This is a genomic window from Segeticoccus rhizosphaerae (assembly GCF_005222685.1).
Lineage (GTDB): Bacteria > Actinomycetota > Actinomycetes > Actinomycetales > Dermatophilaceae > Segeticoccus > Segeticoccus rhizosphaerae.
In genome coordinates this window covers 1-16,917 of the sequence record NZ_SWMA01000047.1, presented here as the reverse complement: position 1 = coordinate 16,917, position 16,917 = coordinate 1, and the positions used below count along the sequence as shown (strand labels likewise).

The window sequence follows — 16,917 nt, the reverse complement described above, 5'->3', positions numbered from 1 at the left end:
GAGCCGAGGCGGGCAGGATGGCTCCTCGTGAGCGACGACACCACGGCAGAGGTTGGCAGTGACTCCGACGGCGAGAAACGCTTGGTGCGCCAGCCGTGGCCGCGAGTTGCCGGGCGCCCGGGCTTCACCCAGGGACGCTACGGCGCAGTGGGCAACCTGGAGCTGGTGGCCTGCGCCGTCGACGATGGCCTCTGGGTGGGTTGGTTCAACTCCGACCGCATCGACACCATGGAAGGCGCTGCCGTCGGCCAGTGGAGCGGTGCCTTGCGGTTCGGCCGGGGACCACGGTTCGTCTCGGCGTCGATCACCCAGGTCCACGCAGGTCCCGACTGGCTCGAGGTGGTGGCCCTGACTGACCTTGGGGAGTTGCGTCGTCTCGTCTGGTCGCCGGATGAAGGATTCGTCGAGCACGGCACCCTCGCTGAACAGGTTGTGGCAGCGTCGGCGCTCGTGGAGCAGCCGGACGGCCGCTACGTTGCCGTGGTGACCGGAGCGGCCGGCATCCGGGCACTGACTGCTATCCCGGGGGACCGGTATCCCGTGATCTCCTTCCGGGAGAGCAAGGTGGAGTGGGCCTGCGTGGGTCGTGCGCCCGAATCGGGGGATGTCCTAGACGTCGACGCGGCCTGGCACATCGACCACTTGGACGTCCTTGTCGTAGCCGGCGGACGGCCCCACCTGCGGTGCCCGACGTGGTCACCGGGCTCGCCGGCGTTGCTCGACGATGTGACGACAGCCCGTCTCGCGGTGGCCGGAGAGGCCACAGGGATCGCCGCCGTGACTCCGTCAGGGCACGGGATGCTGATCGAGGTGTGTGCGGGGGCGAGCGCCGTGAACCGTGTGCACCTCGGCCCTGCCGAACAGGCCAGCATCGGCGTCGTCACACACGATGACGGCCCCTCCTGGCACGTGGTGGTATCGGCGGCAGGCTCGCTGCGTCACCACACGATCGCCATCGGGACGGGATCGAGGCAGATCCACAGGTCCGTCGGAGACCCCGTCGAGGCAGTCGTCTGGGCGGAACCCGGCGCGACCACAGTCCATCGGGACGCGTAACCAAACCAAATGACAGTTTTTGAGAGTTTTTAAGAGAGAGTGCTTGTCGATGAACGTTGTTGCACTCTATGGTGGGGCGCATTCGATCCGCTAAGCGGTGTATCTGACCCGAAGGACTCCCCATGGCACACCTGGACCGTCGCACCTTCCTTCAATCGGCCGCGCTTCTTGGCGCCACCACCGCACTGGCTGCCTGCTCCGGGGGCTCGGATGCTCCGAGCGCAGGCAAGAGTGCCGCGCTTTCCACCGGCAAACTCAGCGGGAGCGTCACCCTCACCACATGGGCGAGCGACTCCGAGAAGGCGGCATTCAAGAAGCTGGCCGCCGACTTCACGGCGGCTCGTGGGGCGAAGGTCAAGATCGAGGTTCTTCCCTACGACCAGATCCGTACTGTCGTCGACCGCCGGCTGCAGGCCAACAAACCGCCGGACCTGTTCCGAGTCAGCTACACCGACATCGGTGGCTACGCGGACAAGGGGGTGCTGGCTGATCTGAGCGACCACCTTGACGCGGACTTCGGGTCGAAGTTCTTCCCTTCCCTGTGGAGCGCCGTCAACTATGACGACACCCCGGTCGGTGTGCCGCACCACACCGACACCTCGGCGCTGGTGTACAACAAGGCGCACTTCGCCAAGGCTGGCATCACCTCCGTGCCGGACTCGCTCGACTCGGCGTGGACCTGGGAGGAACTCGTCGGAGTCCTCGAGAAGCTGAAGTCGTCCAACCCGGGAGCTTCGCCGTTCGCGTTCAACTACCAGCTCTACGGTGCCTACCGCTGGTTCAACACCCTCTTCCAGGCCGGCGGCACCGTACTGGACGACTCGTTCGAGAACGTCACGCTCGACACCGACCAGGCCAAGAAGGCTCTGGAGTGGACGCAGAGCCTCTACACCAAGGGCCTGCACGCGCCCAGCATTCTGGTCAAGCGCCCGACCTACCCGGACGAGGTCTTCCCCACCCAGAAGATCTCGATGATCCAGGCCGGAGACTTCCTGGTCCCCTCGCTGAATGACACCATCAAGAAGAAGTTCGAGTGGGGCGTCACCTATCTTCCCCAAGATTCCGGTGCCGCGACCGACCTGGGCGGGAACGCCCTGGTCGTCACGGACGGCGCCCAGAACCGCGACGCGGCCATCGAGTTCGCCAAGTTCATCGTCTCCCCGGAGAACATGAAGTACTGGTGCGAGCAAACAGGAGAGCTTCCGGTCCTCAACGAGTTGGCCGACGCCAAGCTCGACTACACCGTTCGCCCAGATGTGATGCCGACGTTCCAGCAGCAGGCGACCACGATGCCTCCCGCTCTGGTGCAGACGTGCACCCTTCCCGCGTTCCCCGGAATCAACCAGGCCCTCATCGACAACATGGACCAGTATCTGTCCAAGCCCGACGCGAGCGTCGACTCGGTCATCTCTGGCATCACATCGGGGATCCAGAAGACCCTGTGATCTGTCGGAGGGAGGGCGCGGGTGCCATGTCAGTCCTTGAAGAGCGCAGAACCACGCGCACAGTCAAGAAGCAGCGGCGTGGGACGTCGGCCGCTGTGAAGGCCGACCGGTGGGCTGGCATCGTCATGGCCAGCCCAGCCCTGCTGGTCTTCACCATCTTCATGTTCATCCCGTTGGTGCTGACCTTCTGGTACAGCCTCAACAAGTACTCGGGCTTTGGGAAGATGCAGTTCCTCGGGCTGGAGAACTACACGAAGATCGTCCAGGACGCCACGTTCTGGAAGGCCGCGATCAACACGGTCGTGTACACAGCCATCACCGTGCCTTTAGGGGTGGTGCTCGGGCTGTCCGCGGCGCTGCTGCTCAACAGGATTCTGCCGGCTCGAGGCTTGTTCAGGGCTCTCTTCTATGTCCCGGTAGTGATCTCTGGCGTGGCTTCCGGCGTGATCTTTCTACGCCTGTTCGACCCCCTGACCGGCATCCTGAACCAGGTCGCCGCGTCGGTTGGCCTGCCGACGATCGACTGGCAGGGCAACGGCACCGCCGCTCTCGTGTCGATCATCATCGTCACCACGTGGCAGGGGGTCGGATTCGGGATGGTCGTCTACTTGGCCGCGCTTCAAGGCATCCCGCGCGAGGTCTACGAGGCCGGGACGATCGACGGGGCCACGGGGTGGAAGCGCCTGGCCCACATCACTTGGCCGCTACTGGCACCCACGACCTTCTTCCTGGTCGTCTACTCCATCATTCAGAGCTTCCAGGTGTTCGACAGCGTCTACGTCCTCACCCGAGGGGGGCCGGGCACTGCGACGACCTTTCTGGTCCAATACGCCTACGACGAGGGATTCAACCAGCGGCGGCAGGGGTATGCGGCGGCGATCGGGGTCATCCTCTACGTGGTGGTGCTGATCTTCACCGTGCTCCAGTGGCGTCTGTCGAAGACAAGGGATGAAGCATGAGTGCAGCCCTGTCAACCTCGGCGACGTCGGAGCCCGGCGCGGACCGCAACGCCGAGGACGAGTTCCCGCAACCTCGGCGCGTGAAGGTCATTCGCTTCGTCGTCGCGACGGTCGCAGTCCTGATCCTGATGTTCCCGATGTATTGGATGCTGCGCACCGCGGTGGCCAGTACCGCCGAGATCGCCAACGTTCCGGTCCCGTTGTGGCCGCAGCACTGGCACTGGGACAACTTCATCCAGCCTTGGGAGGAATACCCGTTCGCTCGCTGGGTACGCAACTCCGTCGTCATTTCGGTCGTCTCGGTGATCCTGACACTGGGCATCAATCTGAGTGCGGGCTATGCGTTCGCCAAGTTGCGCTTCCCGCTACGCAATGTCCTGTTCCTGCTCATCATCAGCACGCTCATGGTGCCGGTCCAGGTCATCATGGTCCCGCAGTTCCAGATCGTCATCGACCTCAATCTGCTCAACTCAACATGGGGTGTCATCCTGCCCCGCCTCGCGGAAGCCTTCGGGCTCTTCATGGCCCGCCAGTTCTTCCTGTCCATGCCAGATGAGCTCATCGAGGCGGCCCGGATCGACGGCGCCAGTCCCTTCCGCATCTTTTGGTCGATCGCGCTGCCTTTGGCGAAACCTCTGATCGCGGCGTTGGTCATCTTCACATTCATGTGGCGCTGGAACGAGTTCATCTGGCCGCTCATCGTCCTGACCGACCCGAACTCCTACACCCTCCCGGTAGGCCTGCAGTTCCTCATCGCCCAGTTCGGCAGCGACTTCGGCCCGCTGCTGGCGATGACCCTGCTTTCCATCCTCCCCATGCTCGTGGTCTTCGCGTTCTTCCAGAAGTACTTCGTGGCGGGCGTTGCAACGACAGGACTGAAGTGAACCGATCCACGACCGACCCTTTGCATGTCCTGGTCACGGTCGACTTCCCCGACTCCTTCCTGGATGGCGTCCGAGCGGTGGATGATCGGATCGTTGTGCACCACCACCCGGTCTCGGAGGCAGAGAACCCGGAGACGACTGTCCCGGCCCATCTGCTCACCCAGGCCGAGGTCATGTACACCAGCGCCGTGCTGCCTGGCACGGACCAGTCCCCGGCTCTTCGCTGGGCGCAGCTGGACACCTCAGGTATCGATCACGTCCGCGGCACCAGGCTTTGGGACAGCGACTGCGTGATCACCACCTTGGGCGGAGTCAGCCCCGCACCGCTCGCGGAGTGGATCATGTTGATGGTCCTCAGCCACGCCCATCATCTGCGTCAGACCGAGCAGCTTGCGGCGACGCGCACCTGGCCGTCACGAGAGTTCCGTTGGAACCAGCTGATGCCGCACAACCTGCGCACCAGCACCGTCGCCATCGTCGGCTATGGCCGGATCGGCAAGGAGGTCGCGCGCCTGGCGCGGGCATTCGGGCTCGAGGTCCTCGCCGTCCGTCGAGGCAGCCCCGCCGCGGCCACCTCGACGTTCGGCGCGACACCAGATGTCGAAGGCGTCAGCGAGGTTCCGCTCGCCGAACTGCACCAGGTGCTCGCACGCAGCGACTACGTCGTGCTCACCGTCCCGCTCACCCCCGAAACCCAAGGGATGATCGGGGCCGACGAGATCTCGGCCATGCGCCGGACCGCAGTGCTGATCAATGCCAGCCGGGGCGGCGTCGTGGACGAGAGCGCCCTGCTGGACGCACTGGAGCGGGGCCACCTCGGCCTGGTCGCCAGCGATGTCTTCGAGCAGGAGCCCCTCGGCCCAGAGCACCCGTTCTGGACCCATCCCCGCGTCCTGGTCACGCCCCATGTGGCGGGCTTCGCCCCCGACTACCTCGAGGTGGTCAGCGCACTCTTCACGACCAACCTGCGGCGATATCTTGACGGCGAGCCGCTGTTGAACGTGGCCGATCGAGAGAGGGGCTACTGATGTTGCCGGTGCAGCGCCGCGCAGAGACGATCGGACTACTCACGCGCAGAGGTGTCGTGAGCGTCGAGGACCTCGCAGCCCAGCTGGACGTGAGCCTGTCCACGATCCGCCGAGACCTGGACGAGCTGGAGCGCCAGGGCATCGTCCGACGGGTACACGGTGGGGCAGTCCTGCACACCGAAGGAGAAGACGCCCCCGAGAAGCCACCGGCGATGCGAGAGGTCGAACGACAGCGCGAGAAGCAGGAGATCGCTCGCCGCGCCGTCCAGCTCATCGAGCCGGGCTCGGCGGTGCTCCTCAGCGGCGGGACGACGACGGCTGCCCTCGCGCCCTTGCTGGCGGAGGTCGAGGGCATCTCCGTGGTGACGAACTCACTCGCAGTGGCGATGCAGATGGCCGACCTGCAAACTGACGTCATCGTGCTCGGCGGGGTCCTGCGCCGCCCCGAGCTCAGCCTGCTGGGCACCCTCGTCGGGATCGGGCTGGAGGAGCTGCACCTCGACCACGCCATCATGGGTGTCTACGGCGTCGACCCGCGCAGCTGCCTGCTGGGCGCCAGCGCCCAGGAGAGCCAGACGGACCGCCTGGTGGCCCATAGCGCAGATCGACTCACCGTCCTTGCCGACTCGAGCAAGTTCTCCCGCCGCAGCCCGCACCGGATAGCCACGCTGGAGACCGTCTCCGAGCTTGTCACCTCATCGCAGGCCGCCGAAGAGCACGTCCAGACCTTGCGCGACCAGGGACTTGTTGTCCACGTCGCCTGAACCCGCCACAAAGGAGCACCGAACACCATGACCACCCGCTCGATCGTCCTGCTCGGAGCCGGCAGCGCCGTCTTCACCCGGGGCCTGCTGGCAGATCTCATCTCGGCCGAGGACCTTGGCTCCTGGCGGATCACCCTGGTCGACATCGACGAGGTAGCTCTTGAGGTGGCGGTCGGGCTCGCCGAGCTCATGATCACCGAACGCGAGGCGTCCTCGAGGATCTCCGTGTCCGGAACCGTCGACCGCACCGCGGCCCTGCCGGGCGCCGACTTCGTCGTCACCTGTATCGGTATCGGCGGCCGCGACGCGTGGCTTCGCGATCACGAGACGTGCCAGAAGCACGGCATCTTCCAGCCGGTCGGTGACTCCGTCATGCCCGGCGGCATCAGCCGCCTGCTGCGCACGGTTCCGGTGATGGTCGAGGTCGCCGAAGACATCGTCCGGCTGGCGCCGGACGCCCTCTTCTTCAACTACAGCAACCCGATGACCGCCAACGTCATGGCGATGACGAAGTACGCGGGCGCGAACGTGGTCGGGTTATGCCACGGGATGCACCACGTGCAGCGCGAGTTGGCCGAGCTCATCGGCGCGCCCTTTGAACGGACCTCCACCCTGTACGCCGGGATCAACCACCTCACGTTCATCTACGACTTCCGCCTCGACGGAAGGGACGCGTGGCCGCTCGTCCAACGGGTCCGCGAGAAGGAAGCCAGCGAGCCACTGGACGAGGCCGACATCGGCAACATCTTCGTGGACCACATCAAAGCAGCCCAGAACCCGTTCTCCTGGGAGTTGTTCGACTCCTACGGCGCCTATCCGGCGGCCAACGACCGCCACGTCACCGAGTTCTTTCCCCAGCGCTGGCCGGCGGGCAGCTACTACGGCAAGACACTCGGCGTCGACGCCTTCTCGGTGCCGGAGATCCTCGCCTGGGGAGAGAACCGCTACCAGCAGATGAAGGCACAGGGGGAGGGCCGAGAGCCATTGGATCAGAGCATATTCGGTCGCTCCACCGGTGAGCAGGAGCAGCTCATTGCCATCATCCGCTCGGTACTCCACGACCGTCGCGAGATGTTCTCAGTCAACGTCCCGAACAACGGAGCGGTACCCGGCCTGCCTGACGACGCAGCTCTGGAGGTGCCCGGAGTCGCGACCGCGAGAGGACTACGAGCGATCCAGGTGCCCGACCTCGGCGCGCCCCTGACCGCCATCCTCAACCAGAGACTTGTCTCCGTGTCGCTCGCCATCGAGGCGGCCATGGCCGGCGACCGCAATCTGGTCGTCGAAGCGATGATCGCCGACGGCGCGGTCACCGACCCGAACGCGGCGCGCGCGCTGGCCGACGACCTGATCGCTGCCCAGTCCGAGCACCTCCCGGCATTCTCATGAGCGCGACCGAGAACCGACCAGACGGCCTGCGCAGTGCGGGCTGGTTCGAGGCACCGAGCAAGAACGGCATCTTGCACCGCTCCTGGCTGCGCAGCGAAGGACTGCCCGACGACTCGTTCTCGGGTCGGCCCATCATCGGCGTCGCCACGACGTGGTCTGAGCTCACCCCATGCAACGCCCACCTGAGGGAGGTCGCCGAGCACGTCAAGCGTGGCGTCTGGCAGGCCGGCGGCGTGCCGTTCGAGTTTCCCACGTCCTCCATCGGGGAGACGATGGTTCGCCCATCGGCGATGCTGTTGCGAAACCTCGTCGCGATGGACCTCGAGGAGACGCTTCGGGGCAACCCGATCGACGGTGTCGTCCTCCTCGCTGGATGCGACAAGACGACACCGGCCTACCTCATGGGCGCCGCGAGCACCGACCTGCCATCGCTGCTGATCACCGGCGGCCCCATGCTCAACGGCCGTTGGCGGGGGCAGACGGTGGGCTCGGGTACCTCCGTGTGGAAGATGACCGAGGAGCACCGAGCCGGCCGGATGACCGACAGTGACCTTGCAGAGGCCGAATCCTGCATGGCCCGCAGCCGTGGCCACTGCATGACGATGGGCACCGCCTCCACGATGGCCCTGCTCACCGAGATCATGGGCATGCAGATGCCCGGCACCGCCGAACTCCCCGCCGACGATGCCCGCCGCCGCACCACGTCGCACCTGGCAGGTCGTCGCATCGTCGAGATGGTGTCCGAGGACCTGCGACCGAGCGCCATCCTGACCCGTGAGGCGTTCGAGAACGCTATCCGGATCAACGCCGCCATCGGTGGGTCGACGAACGCCGTCGTGCACCTACTGGCCCTGTCTCGCCGGGTTGGCGTGCACCTCGATCTGGATGACTTCGACGCCCTCGCTCGCGAGGTGCCCACCCTGGTCGACGTGATGCCATCGGGCCGCTTTCTGATGGAGGACTTCGCGTATGCCGGCGGGCTTGGAGCCGTCGTCGGCCAACTCGGTGAGCTGCTGCACCGTGAGGTCATCGGGGTCAGCGGACACACCCTCGCCAAGGCCTACGACGGCGCCCAGCGGTGGCACGAGGAAGTCATCCGCGACTTCGAGACACCCTTCCAGCCTGCCGGTAGCGGAACGGCCGTGCTGCGCGGCAACCTTGCGCCTCGTGGCGCACTGGTCAAGCAGTCGGCCGCCAGCCCCCACTTGATGGTGCACCGTGGACGGGCGCTGGTCTGGGACGACTACGAGTCCTACCTGAGCGATGCCGATGATCCCGACCTCGACGTGCAGGCTGGTGATGTCCTGGTGTTGCGCGGTGCCGGCCCGAAGGGCTACCCCGGGATGCCAGAGATCGCGAACCTGCCGCTGCCCACGAAGATGCTCGAGGCCGGGGTCACCGACATGGTGCGGATCAGCGACGCCCGGATGTCCGGGACGTCATACGGCACGGTCGTGCTGCACGTCTGCCCCGAGTCCGCGGTCGGAGGACCGTTGGCCGCGGTGCGCAACGGCGACACGATCGAACTCGACGTCCCCGCTCGTCGGCTGCACCTGGACGTGACAGACGAGGAGATCAAGGCACGCCTGGCCGAGTCGTCCGCGGCGCCATGGCCGGCCAAGCGCGGCTACCAGAAGCTGTACATCGACCACGTCCTGCAAGCCGACCAAGGGGCCGACTTCGACTTCCTCGTCGGCGTCGAAACCGCGACCGTCCCCAGGAGGTCCCAATGACAGATGCCCTATCCACCGCTTCCAACTGCGGAACCATCCGCGCCCCGCAGGCCGAGAATGTCCCCGCGGTCCTGGCCCGATGTCAGGCCCGGCTGCTCGAACGGGAAGGCATCGCCATGTTCGTCGCTCTGGACGACGTCCGCCCCGATCACACCGTGACTGTCAAAGACGCGGATGCCCTCGCCGACGGTGCTCGGGCGGCCGAGCTGCTCGACGGCTACTACTCCGGGCTGGAAGTTGCCGGGTTTCCGGCGCCAGACCACTCCGAGCCAGACAAGACCGGCGCGAAGGAGCTCATCGATGCACTCGTCGTGCTCAGCGAGGTCCACCTGCGCGCGTGCACCGACCTCGCGCAGGAGACGGCATGACCATCGCGGACACCCTGACGCTCGACTATCAGCGCGAGGCCTTCAACGCCGGCAAGGTGCTTCGGCTGGTCAACTGGCACAACACCCCCCAGTCGCAGCGCGCCGTGCTCAAGGCCGAACTCGGATGGTACCTCGACCGCTACCACCCGCTGCTCCCCGAGGATCTGGACCGCTTCATCGAGACGGGTCGCTGGCACCTGCCCAAGCCTGGCTTCATCCCCGTCTTCTACGACAGCTACCTCAACAACGCCACTGTTGCCGCTCCGGTCTGCGACGAACTCGGGCTGACGGCGTGGTTCTTCCCGATCACCGGCATCCTTGATGTTCCGCCCGAGGAACAGACCGCCTACGCCGAGGCCAACCACTTCACGATCCTTGCCGAAGAGCGTGAGCAGGACCGTGTCGCCATGAACTGGGACGACCTTGCGGTCATCGCGCAGAAACACGTCATCGCCGCCCACACGGCCCACCATGCTTCTGCAGCGGCCATCGTCACCCCAGAAGACGTGGAACGCGAGATCACGACTCCGATCCGCCAGATCGAGGACCTCACCGGCGTCAAGCCGCCGGCCTTCGCCTTCCTCTATGGCACGCCGCCCGACCCGGACACGGCCGCCGGGTCCGCGGTGCTGGCCAGTGGGGTGCGCTACGCCACGACGAACACGTCCTACCTGAGGATCGCCGACTGAGATGCAACCCACACCACCCCGCCGAACGGCTGTCGTCACCGGGGGCAGCCGCGGCATCGGCGCTGCGACAGCATCCGCACTCGCCAGCCGAGGCCACGACGTCCTGCTCACGTATGCCACACGCTCGGACGCCGCAACCGCAGTCGTACGGGTTTGCCAGCAGTACGGGGTCAAAGCTTCGGCACGCCAAGTAGACCTTCGCGAACTGGACGAAGTTGAGCGACTCTTCGATGAAGTCGACGCGACATTCGGGCGCTTGGATGTCCTCGTCAACAACGCCGGACTCCTTCCGCCGGTCAGCCGCGTCGAGGGACTCACCGCAGACCGAGTCGTCCAGACACTCACTGTCAACGCTGCCGCCCCGGCCCTGTGCGCCGCGGCCGCGGTATCCCGCATGAGCACTTCCAGCGGCGGCCGTGGCGGCGTCATCGTCAACGTTTCTTCCCGGGCAGCGGAACTGGGCGCTGCCGGAGAGTTCGTCGACTATGCGATGAGCAAGGCCGCCATGGACATCCTCACCGTGGGCCTGTCCAAAGAGGTCGCCGGGGAAGGGATCCGAGTCGTGGGGATCCGACCCGGCCTGATCGACACCGACATGAACGCCGCGCAACCCGGCCGGGTCGAACGCCTCATCTCCACCGTGCCACTGGGCCGCCCAGGGACGGCAGCCGAGGTTGCCGAGGCGATCGGCTGGCTGGCCTCGGACGCCGCCGGGTACATCACCGGGGTCACCCTCGACATCTCAGGGGGGCGGTGACCATGACCAAGACCGGAATCCTTGTGGTGGGCGACTTGTGCCCGGACATCATCGTCGCGGGTGTCCCGACCACGGGCACACGCCTGCGCTTCGGACAGGCGGAGGACGTGGTCACCGGCACCAGCATGGTGCTGGGTAGCTCCGCCGGTATCACCGCCTGCGCGATCGCGGCCGCCGGTGGCGAGGCCCAGCTGCTCGCCGTGGTGGGCGACGACTCCATGGGAGAAGCCTGTCGTCAATGGCTCACCGAGCGAGGCGTGGACACCCGGTTCGTCCGGGTCGATGCCACGGTTGCGACCGGGTCTTCAGTCGTGCTCGTTCGTCGGGACGACACCTGCGATCGGCAGATCCTCACCCACCTCGGCGCGATGCAGAGCTTGGAGGCCGGCGACGTCACAGACGTCGCGCTGCGCCTGAGCAGCCACCTGCACGTGTCGTCATTCTTCCTGCACACCCGGGCGCGCGCGGACCTGCACCAGCGGATGTCGCGGGCCCGACAGCTCGGCCTGACCGTGAGCCTGGACACCAATGACGACCCGCAACGGCGCTGGCGCGACGGAGCCCAAGCGGCCATCGCGGCGTCCGATGTCCTGTTCGTCAACGACGGCGAAGCCATCGGACTCGCTGGCCTCGGTCGCCAAGCGGGGCCCGAGCACGCGGTACAGCGTCTGCTGGCGGCGATGCCGAAGCACGGGTCCGACAGCCGGTACCCGGCCGTGGTGCACAAGCGTGGCCCCGACGGGGCGAGCGTGCACACACGCGCCGGCGTCACCCACGTGAATGCGCCCGCCACCGACGTGGTCGACACCGTCGGAGCCGGCGACACCCTGGCGGGGACGGCCCTGGCCGCCCTCACCAAGGGCGCGGACTGGCCGAGCGCGCTCGCCCTTGCCGTGGCGGCCGGCACGATGTCGACCCACGCCGCCGGCGGTGTCGCCGCCCAAGCCCCGCTTTCGCAAACAGCCGCACTGGCGGCCACGCTGCTCGTGACCATCGACCATGACGAGGCCTTGGAGGGCACATCGTGACCACAGCGACGGACCAGACACCCGAATCACTCAGCCCGCGAACCCGAGAGGAGATTGCCAGCCAACCCGCCCTGTGGCGCCACGCCCTCGAATTGGCCAATGCTGGTGTGTCCGGGATACCGGCCGCTGGCGAGCGTGTCCTCGTGCTCGGATGTGGCACGTCCTACTACGTGGGACTTGCCTATGCCACGCTGCGCGAGTTCGCAGGCTTGGGGGAGACGGACTCCTTGATCGCAAGTGAAATCCCTCCTCGGTTTCGCACGTACGACAGGGCCGTCGCGATCAGCCGTTCCGGCACGTCGTCCGAACTGCTGAGTGCCGTGGAAACCCTGCGCAACCAGCAGCCGGGAGTATCGGTGACGGCGCTGCTTGGCGAGCAGGAAACCCCACTGGCCCAGCTCGCCGACGATGTCGTCGACCTGTCGTTCGCGGACGAGCGGAGCGTCGTCCAGACTCGCTTTCCCACCGCCCAACTCGTGCTGCTACGTGGCGTCCTGGCCCGTCAAGCCGCTGAGTCGGGACGAGACCTGAAGGAGCGGAGTTCGGCACATTCGCCTCTGGCGGGGCTCAGCGACCTGCCCGCGGCCTGCGATGCCGCACTCGCCGGTGACCTTCCAGCAACCGGCATCAGACAGCTCGTCATCCTCGGCAGTGGCTGGGGAGCGCACATCGCTGAGGAGGCCGCCCTGAAGGTGCGCGAGTCGGCAGCCGCCTGGACCGAGGCGTACGCCGTCGGCGAATACAGGCACGGGCCCGTGGCCACCAGCGGGCCCGGCACCCTCGTCTGGGGTCTGGACGAGCTACCGGGCGACATCGTCGAGATCGTGGAGGCCTCCGGCGGCGTCGTCGAGCACGGCTGCGGCGAACCACTCGTCGAGCTCGTCCGGCTCCACCGTTATGCCGTCGAACTCGCAACCGAGGCGGGCCGAAACGCTGACCGTCCGCAGTTGCTGTCCCGGTCGGTCATTCTGAGGACCGAGGGCGACGCCCCGTGACGCCGCTGCGCTCGAGGCGGGCCGGTCGGCGAGCCGTCCACACCGCCCTGGTCGACACCTTCAATGTCCCGGAGGATCCATGCCCATGCTGACCGCAGCTATCGTCGGCCCCGGAAACATCGGGACCGATCTCATGGAGAAGCTGCTCCGATCCGACCTCATCGAACTCCGTTGGATGGTCGGAGTCGATCCAACCTCCGAGGGGCTCGCCCGAGCCCGCACCGCTGGATTGGAGACGTCGGCTGCCGGCGTGGACTGGCTCGTAGCCCAGCCCGACAAGCCGGACCTCGTGTTCGAGGCCACCTCGGCCGCCGCACACGCACAGAACGCTCCCCGCTACGCCGAGTACGGCATTCGGGCCATCGACCTGACTCCGGCCGCAGTCGGCCCCCTCGTCTGCCCACCGGTCAACCTGGGTAGCCTCGTGGACGCGCCGAATCTGAACCTGATCACCTGCGGCGGGCAGGCCACCGTACCGATCGTTGCCGCCGTCTCGGCCGTAGCGCCGGTGGCGTATGCGGAGATCATCGCGTCGATTGCCTCGCGCTCGGCCGGGCCCGGGACTCGGGCCAACATCGACGAGTTCACCCAGACGACGTCTCGCGCCATCGAGAGCGTCGGGGGCGCGACCAAGGGCAAGGCCATCATCATCCTCAATCCGGTCGATCCCCCGATGATCATGCGCGACACCGTCTTCTGCGCCGTGCCACAGGACAGTGACACCGACGTCGTCAGCGCAGCCGTCACCGCGATGGTGGACAAGGTGCAGCGGTATGTACCCGGGTACACACTGCGTGCCGAGCCCCAATTCGATCAGGTCTCGACGCCCACCGGACCGCAGCTACGCGTCACGGTGCTGCTCGAGGTGCGAGGAAACGGCGACTACCTGCCGCAGTGGGCGGGCAATCTCGACATCATGACCGCCGCTGCCGTCCAGGTCGGCGAGCAGCTCGCCAGCAACACGCAAAGAGGAAACGAATGAGCGACCACCAGCAGCCGGCCAAGGCAGCAGGCCCCGCGCCGGCGGCGTCCGCGACGGGTGAGCCGGCGGCCATCCGACTGACCGACACGACACTGCGCGACGGTAGCCACGCCATGCGCCACCAGTGGAACGAGCATCAAGTCCGGCAGATCGTCAGCGCCCTCGACCATGCCGGCGTCCGGGTCATCGAAGTAGCCCACGGTGACGGCCTCGGCGGATCCTCCTTCAACTACGGCTTCTCGGGCACCGACGAGCTCACCCTCCTGCGCGCCGCAGTAGAGGAGGCGAAGCAGGCGATGATCGCCGTGCTGCTACTGCCCGGCGTCGGCACCCTGCAGGACCTCGAGGCGGCCCATGCCCTCGGGGCATCAGTGGCGAGAATCGCGACACACTGCACCGAAGCAGACGTGGCCGAACAGCACTTCGCGCACGCTCGCAAGCTGGGCATGCAGACGGTCGGGTTCCTCATGCTCTCGCACCGAGTCGGTCCTGAGCAGCTCGCACAACAAGCCCGAATCATGGCGGACTCCGGATGCCAGTGCGTCTACGTCGTCGACTCCGCCGGAGCTCTCATCCTCGAGGATGCCGGTGATCGCGTCGCAGCGCTGGTCGCCGAACTGGGCGGCGACGCCGAGGTCGGCTTCCACGGCCACCAGAACCTTTCGTTCGGAGTAGCCAACTCGGTCTACGCCCAACGCGCGGGAGCACGCCAGATCGACGGAACACTCTGCGCCGTCGGGGCCGGCGCCGGCAACTCCCCGACCGAGGTCCTTGCTGTCACCTTCGAGCGACTAGGCGTGAGCACAGGGGTCGACTCGCATGCCCTCCTCCAGGCGGCGGACGAGGTCGTCAGACCCATGCTCACCAGGCTGCCATGGATGGACCGCGCCTCGATCATCCAAGGTTCCGTCGGCGTCTACTCGAGCTTCCTGCTCCACGCGGAACGTGCAGCGGAGCGCTACGGCGTCCCGGCACACGCCATCCTTTCCAAGGTGGGCGAACAAGGCTACGTCGGCGGCCAAGAAGACATGATCATCGATGTGGCGCTTCAACTTCAGTCCGAGACACCCTGAGACGGATCAATTGACCCACACCCCGGCCGACCTCATTCTGACCGGCGGTCGCCTGCTGACCATGCAGACGGAGCGCAGAGCCCCGGCCACGGCACTCGCAGTCAGCAACGGCCGCATCATCGCCGTCGGCGACGATCGCGACATTCTGCAATGTCGAGGCGCCCAGACCGAACGTATCGACCTCGCCGGTGCAATCGTCACCCCGGGCCTCGTCGACGCCCACACCCACCCCCTCCTCGGCATCGACGAGACACGCGGCGTCGACCTGACATCGCACCAGACGCTGGCCACGGTCCGCTCAGCCCTCGTGACCGAGGCCCGAACCATCCGGGACGGGGAATGGCTACTGGGGTGGGGACTCAACCCGAACGTGTACGGCAACAGGCCCGTGGACCAAGCCATCTTTGACGACCTCGGCGAGAGGCCCGCCTTCGTGACGCTGTTCGACGGACACTCCGCTGTCGCGAACCGGGCTGGAATGTCCCGGGCTGGGCTCACTGGTCAGAGCCGCGACAACCACCACCGCGGTGTCGTCTCCAACGCACACGGCGAGCTCACCGGCCAGCTGCTCGAGGAGGAGGCCATCAACCTGGTCCGATCCATCATCCCCAGCAGAACCACTGAACAACGGCATCAGGAACTGGCCACGCTACTGAGAGCCATGGCAGCCACAGGGTTGACCGGTGGCCATGTGATGGATCTCGGCCCCGGAGACCTGAAACTCCTACGAAGCATGGAAGAAGCAGGCGATCTGCCCCTCCGTCTTAACCTGGCACCCTGGTGTCGCCCCCGGGACGAGGCGGACAGAATCGATGAACTGATCGCGCTACAGTCGTCGGCTGGACGCCTGTGGAAGGTTTCGATGGTGAAACTCTTCATGGACGGAACCGTGGATGGGGGCACAGCGTGGTTGAAGACCCCCGACTCCCACGGCGCCTCCACCACCGCCAACTGGGACGACCCGGCCGGTTATACCCGCATAGTGCACCGACTCTCTGCAGCAGGAGTGCAAACAGCCACCCACGCCATCGGCGATGCAGCAGTGGAGCACGTCCTCGACACCCTGGCCCGCGTGGACAACCCGGCCCTCGTACGGCACCGGATCGAACACATCGAAACGCTGCCCGCCGACCAGGTGCCGCGATTCGCCCAACTTGGCGTGATCGCCTCCATGCAGCCCACCCATGCCACCGACTACACCCGCGCCGACCGCCAGGACAACTGGTCACAACGACTCGGAGAGCGCCGAGCCAGCCGCGGCTGGTGCTGCCGCGAGCTCGTCGACTCCGGAGCAGTGCTGGCCCTCGGATCCGACTGGCCGGTCGCCCACTACGACCCCCGAGCAGTCATCGCAGCCGCCCAGCTGAGGCGGCCCGCCGGCAGGCCCGACCTCCCTCCGATCGGCCTGGATCAAGCCCTCACTGCCGTGCAGGCTCTTCGTGGTTACACGGTGGCCCCGGCCATCGCCTCCTCGGACGAACACCGAGCCGGGACGATCGCGGTAGGGCGCCGCGCGGATCTGACCGTGTTCGGCGACGATCCCACGACAACACCTGCCGCCGACGTCGCCGACATACCCGTCACCCTGACGATCGTCGACGGAACCGTATGGCGGCACCACAACTAGTGGTGCGTCTCGCAAATAACTGGGTGGTGCGTTGGTAGACTGGCGTTTATGAGCTCACCCGCGTCCCCGTTGCAGATGTCGGCTGGTCAGCGTGAGGCGTTGGAGGTGTTGTCCCGTTCGCAGGCGGCGCCGCATCGGCA

16 protein-coding genes are annotated in these 16,917 nt (G+C 66.5%); all 16 read left to right on the top strand.

All coding sequences use genetic code 11. The features are described 5' to 3' along the window. The first annotated feature begins 27 nt into the window (after positions 1 to 27). The 16 genes from FCN22_RS19610 to FCN22_RS19540 all read left to right on the top strand — a co-directional run bounded on the left by FCN22_RS19610 (position 28) and on the right by FCN22_RS19540 (position 16,777). Complete coding sequence (locus tag FCN22_RS19610; protein ID WP_137123257.1) at positions 28 to 1,056, top strand: hypothetical protein; 1,029 nt, start codon at positions 28 to 30, stop codon at positions 1,054 to 1,056. 122 nt (positions 1,057 to 1,178) lie between these two features. After that, positions 1,179 to 2,501 (top strand): ABC transporter substrate-binding protein, encoded by a 1,323-nt coding sequence (locus FCN22_RS19605; protein WP_137123256.1) that lies wholly within the window; start codon positions 1,179 to 1,181, stop codon positions 2,499 to 2,501. Positions 2,502 to 2,626: 125 nt separating this feature from the next. After that, complete coding sequence (locus tag FCN22_RS19600) at positions 2,627 to 3,460, top strand: carbohydrate ABC transporter permease (protein WP_162308264.1); 834 nt, start codon at positions 2,627 to 2,629, stop codon at positions 3,458 to 3,460. After that, positions 3,457 to 4,344, top strand: a complete 888-nt coding sequence (locus tag FCN22_RS19595; RefSeq protein WP_137123254.1) for a carbohydrate ABC transporter permease — start codon at positions 3,457 to 3,459, stop codon at positions 4,342 to 4,344. Before FCN22_RS19600 ends, FCN22_RS19595 begins: the two co-directional genes overlap by 4 nt. Beyond that, positions 4,341 to 5,372 (top strand): D-2-hydroxyacid dehydrogenase, encoded by a 1,032-nt coding sequence (locus FCN22_RS19590; RefSeq protein WP_137123253.1) that lies wholly within the window; start codon positions 4,341 to 4,343, stop codon positions 5,370 to 5,372. The genes FCN22_RS19595 and FCN22_RS19590 overlap by 4 nt, the downstream gene beginning before the upstream one ends. After that, the gene (locus tag FCN22_RS19585) at positions 5,372 to 6,136 is read left to right on the top strand and encodes a DeoR/GlpR family DNA-binding transcription regulator (protein WP_137123252.1); all 765 of its coding nucleotides are present in this window, start codon (positions 5,372 to 5,374) and stop codon (positions 6,134 to 6,136) included. The genes FCN22_RS19590 and FCN22_RS19585 overlap by 1 nt, the downstream gene beginning before the upstream one ends. Positions 6,137 to 6,163: 27 nt before the next feature. Continuing rightward, entirely contained in the window at positions 6,164 to 7,525 is a 1,362-nt protein-coding gene (locus FCN22_RS19580) for a family 4 glycosyl hydrolase (RefSeq protein ID WP_137123251.1), read from the top strand. Further along, on the top strand, positions 7,522 to 9,258 hold the full coding sequence (locus FCN22_RS19575; protein ID WP_137123250.1) for an IlvD/Edd family dehydratase: 1,737 nt from the start codon (positions 7,522 to 7,524) through the stop codon (positions 9,256 to 9,258). Before FCN22_RS19580 ends, FCN22_RS19575 begins: the two co-directional genes overlap by 4 nt. After that, positions 9,255 to 9,626: a hypothetical protein gene (locus FCN22_RS21705; RefSeq protein ID WP_162308263.1), complete on the top strand. Its 372-nt coding sequence runs from the start codon at positions 9,255 to 9,257 to the stop codon at positions 9,624 to 9,626. The genes FCN22_RS19575 and FCN22_RS21705 overlap by 4 nt, the downstream gene beginning before the upstream one ends. Then, a complete protein-coding gene (locus FCN22_RS19570; RefSeq protein ID WP_162308262.1) occupies positions 9,623 to 10,315 on the top strand; it encodes a polysaccharide deacetylase family protein in 693 nt (230 codons plus the stop codon). Before FCN22_RS21705 ends, FCN22_RS19570 begins: the two co-directional genes overlap by 4 nt. Before the next feature lies 1 nt (position 10,316). Beyond that, positions 10,317 to 11,072, top strand: a complete 756-nt coding sequence (locus tag FCN22_RS19565; RefSeq protein WP_137123248.1) for an SDR family oxidoreductase — start codon at positions 10,317 to 10,319, stop codon at positions 11,070 to 11,072. A gap of 2 nt (positions 11,073 to 11,074) precedes the next feature. Further along, a complete protein-coding gene (locus FCN22_RS19560) occupies positions 11,075 to 12,100 on the top strand; it encodes a carbohydrate kinase family protein (protein WP_137123247.1) in 1,026 nt (341 codons plus the stop codon). Then, positions 12,097 to 13,095: an SIS domain-containing protein gene (locus FCN22_RS19555; RefSeq protein WP_137123246.1), complete on the top strand. Its 999-nt coding sequence runs from the start codon at positions 12,097 to 12,099 to the stop codon at positions 13,093 to 13,095. Before FCN22_RS19560 ends, FCN22_RS19555 begins: the two co-directional genes overlap by 4 nt. Before the next feature lie 85 nt (positions 13,096 to 13,180). Then, complete coding sequence (locus tag FCN22_RS19550; protein ID WP_274381642.1) at positions 13,181 to 14,077, top strand: acetaldehyde dehydrogenase (acetylating); 897 nt, start codon at positions 13,181 to 13,183, stop codon at positions 14,075 to 14,077. After that, positions 14,074 to 15,150, top strand: a complete 1,077-nt coding sequence (dmpG, locus tag FCN22_RS19545) for a 4-hydroxy-2-oxovalerate aldolase (RefSeq protein ID WP_137123244.1) — start codon at positions 14,074 to 14,076, stop codon at positions 15,148 to 15,150. Before FCN22_RS19550 ends, dmpG begins: the two co-directional genes overlap by 4 nt. Then, positions 15,116 to 16,777 carry an amidohydrolase gene (locus FCN22_RS19540; protein WP_137123243.1) on the top strand — a complete coding sequence of 554 codons (1,662 nt, stop codon included), beginning with the start codon at positions 15,116 to 15,118 and terminating at the stop codon, positions 16,775 to 16,777. The genes dmpG and FCN22_RS19540 overlap by 35 nt, the downstream gene beginning before the upstream one ends. The last annotated feature ends 140 nt before the right edge of the window (positions 16,778 to 16,917 follow it).

What these genes read in the sequence shown, in the direction of transcription:
- FCN22_RS19595 (WP_137123254.1), top strand. Translation starts at nt 3,457, where the DNA reads ATGAGTGCAGCCCTGTCAACCTCGGCGACGTCGGAGCCCGGCGCGGAC.
- FCN22_RS19540 (WP_137123243.1), top strand. Translation starts at nt 15,116, where the DNA reads ATGTGGCGCTTCAACTTCAGTCCGAGACACCCTGAGACGGATCAATTG.
- FCN22_RS19565 (WP_137123248.1), top strand. Translation starts at nt 10,317, where the DNA reads ATGCAACCCACACCACCCCGCCGAACGGCTGTCGTCACCGGGGGCAGC.
- FCN22_RS19585 (WP_137123252.1), top strand. Translation starts at nt 5,372, where the DNA reads ATGTTGCCGGTGCAGCGCCGCGCAGAGACGATCGGACTACTCACGCGC.
- FCN22_RS19570 (WP_162308262.1), top strand. Translation starts at nt 9,623, where the DNA reads ATGACCATCGCGGACACCCTGACGCTCGACTATCAGCGCGAGGCCTTC.
- FCN22_RS19575 (WP_137123250.1), top strand. Translation starts at nt 7,522, where the DNA reads ATGAGCGCGACCGAGAACCGACCAGACGGCCTGCGCAGTGCGGGCTGG.
- FCN22_RS19600 (WP_162308264.1), top strand. Translation starts at nt 2,627, where the DNA reads ATGGCCAGCCCAGCCCTGCTGGTCTTCACCATCTTCATGTTCATCCCG.
- FCN22_RS19560 (WP_137123247.1), top strand. Translation starts at nt 11,075, where the DNA reads ATGACCAAGACCGGAATCCTTGTGGTGGGCGACTTGTGCCCGGACATC.
- FCN22_RS19550 (WP_274381642.1), top strand. Translation starts at nt 13,181, where the DNA reads ATGCTGACCGCAGCTATCGTCGGCCCCGGAAACATCGGGACCGATCTC.
- dmpG (WP_137123244.1), top strand. Translation starts at nt 14,074, where the DNA reads ATGAGCGACCACCAGCAGCCGGCCAAGGCAGCAGGCCCCGCGCCGGCG.
- FCN22_RS19605 (WP_137123256.1), top strand. Translation starts at nt 1,179, where the DNA reads ATGGCACACCTGGACCGTCGCACCTTCCTTCAATCGGCCGCGCTTCTT.
- FCN22_RS19580 (WP_137123251.1), top strand. Translation starts at nt 6,164, where the DNA reads ATGACCACCCGCTCGATCGTCCTGCTCGGAGCCGGCAGCGCCGTCTTC.
- FCN22_RS21705 (WP_162308263.1), top strand. Translation starts at nt 9,255, where the DNA reads ATGACAGATGCCCTATCCACCGCTTCCAACTGCGGAACCATCCGCGCC.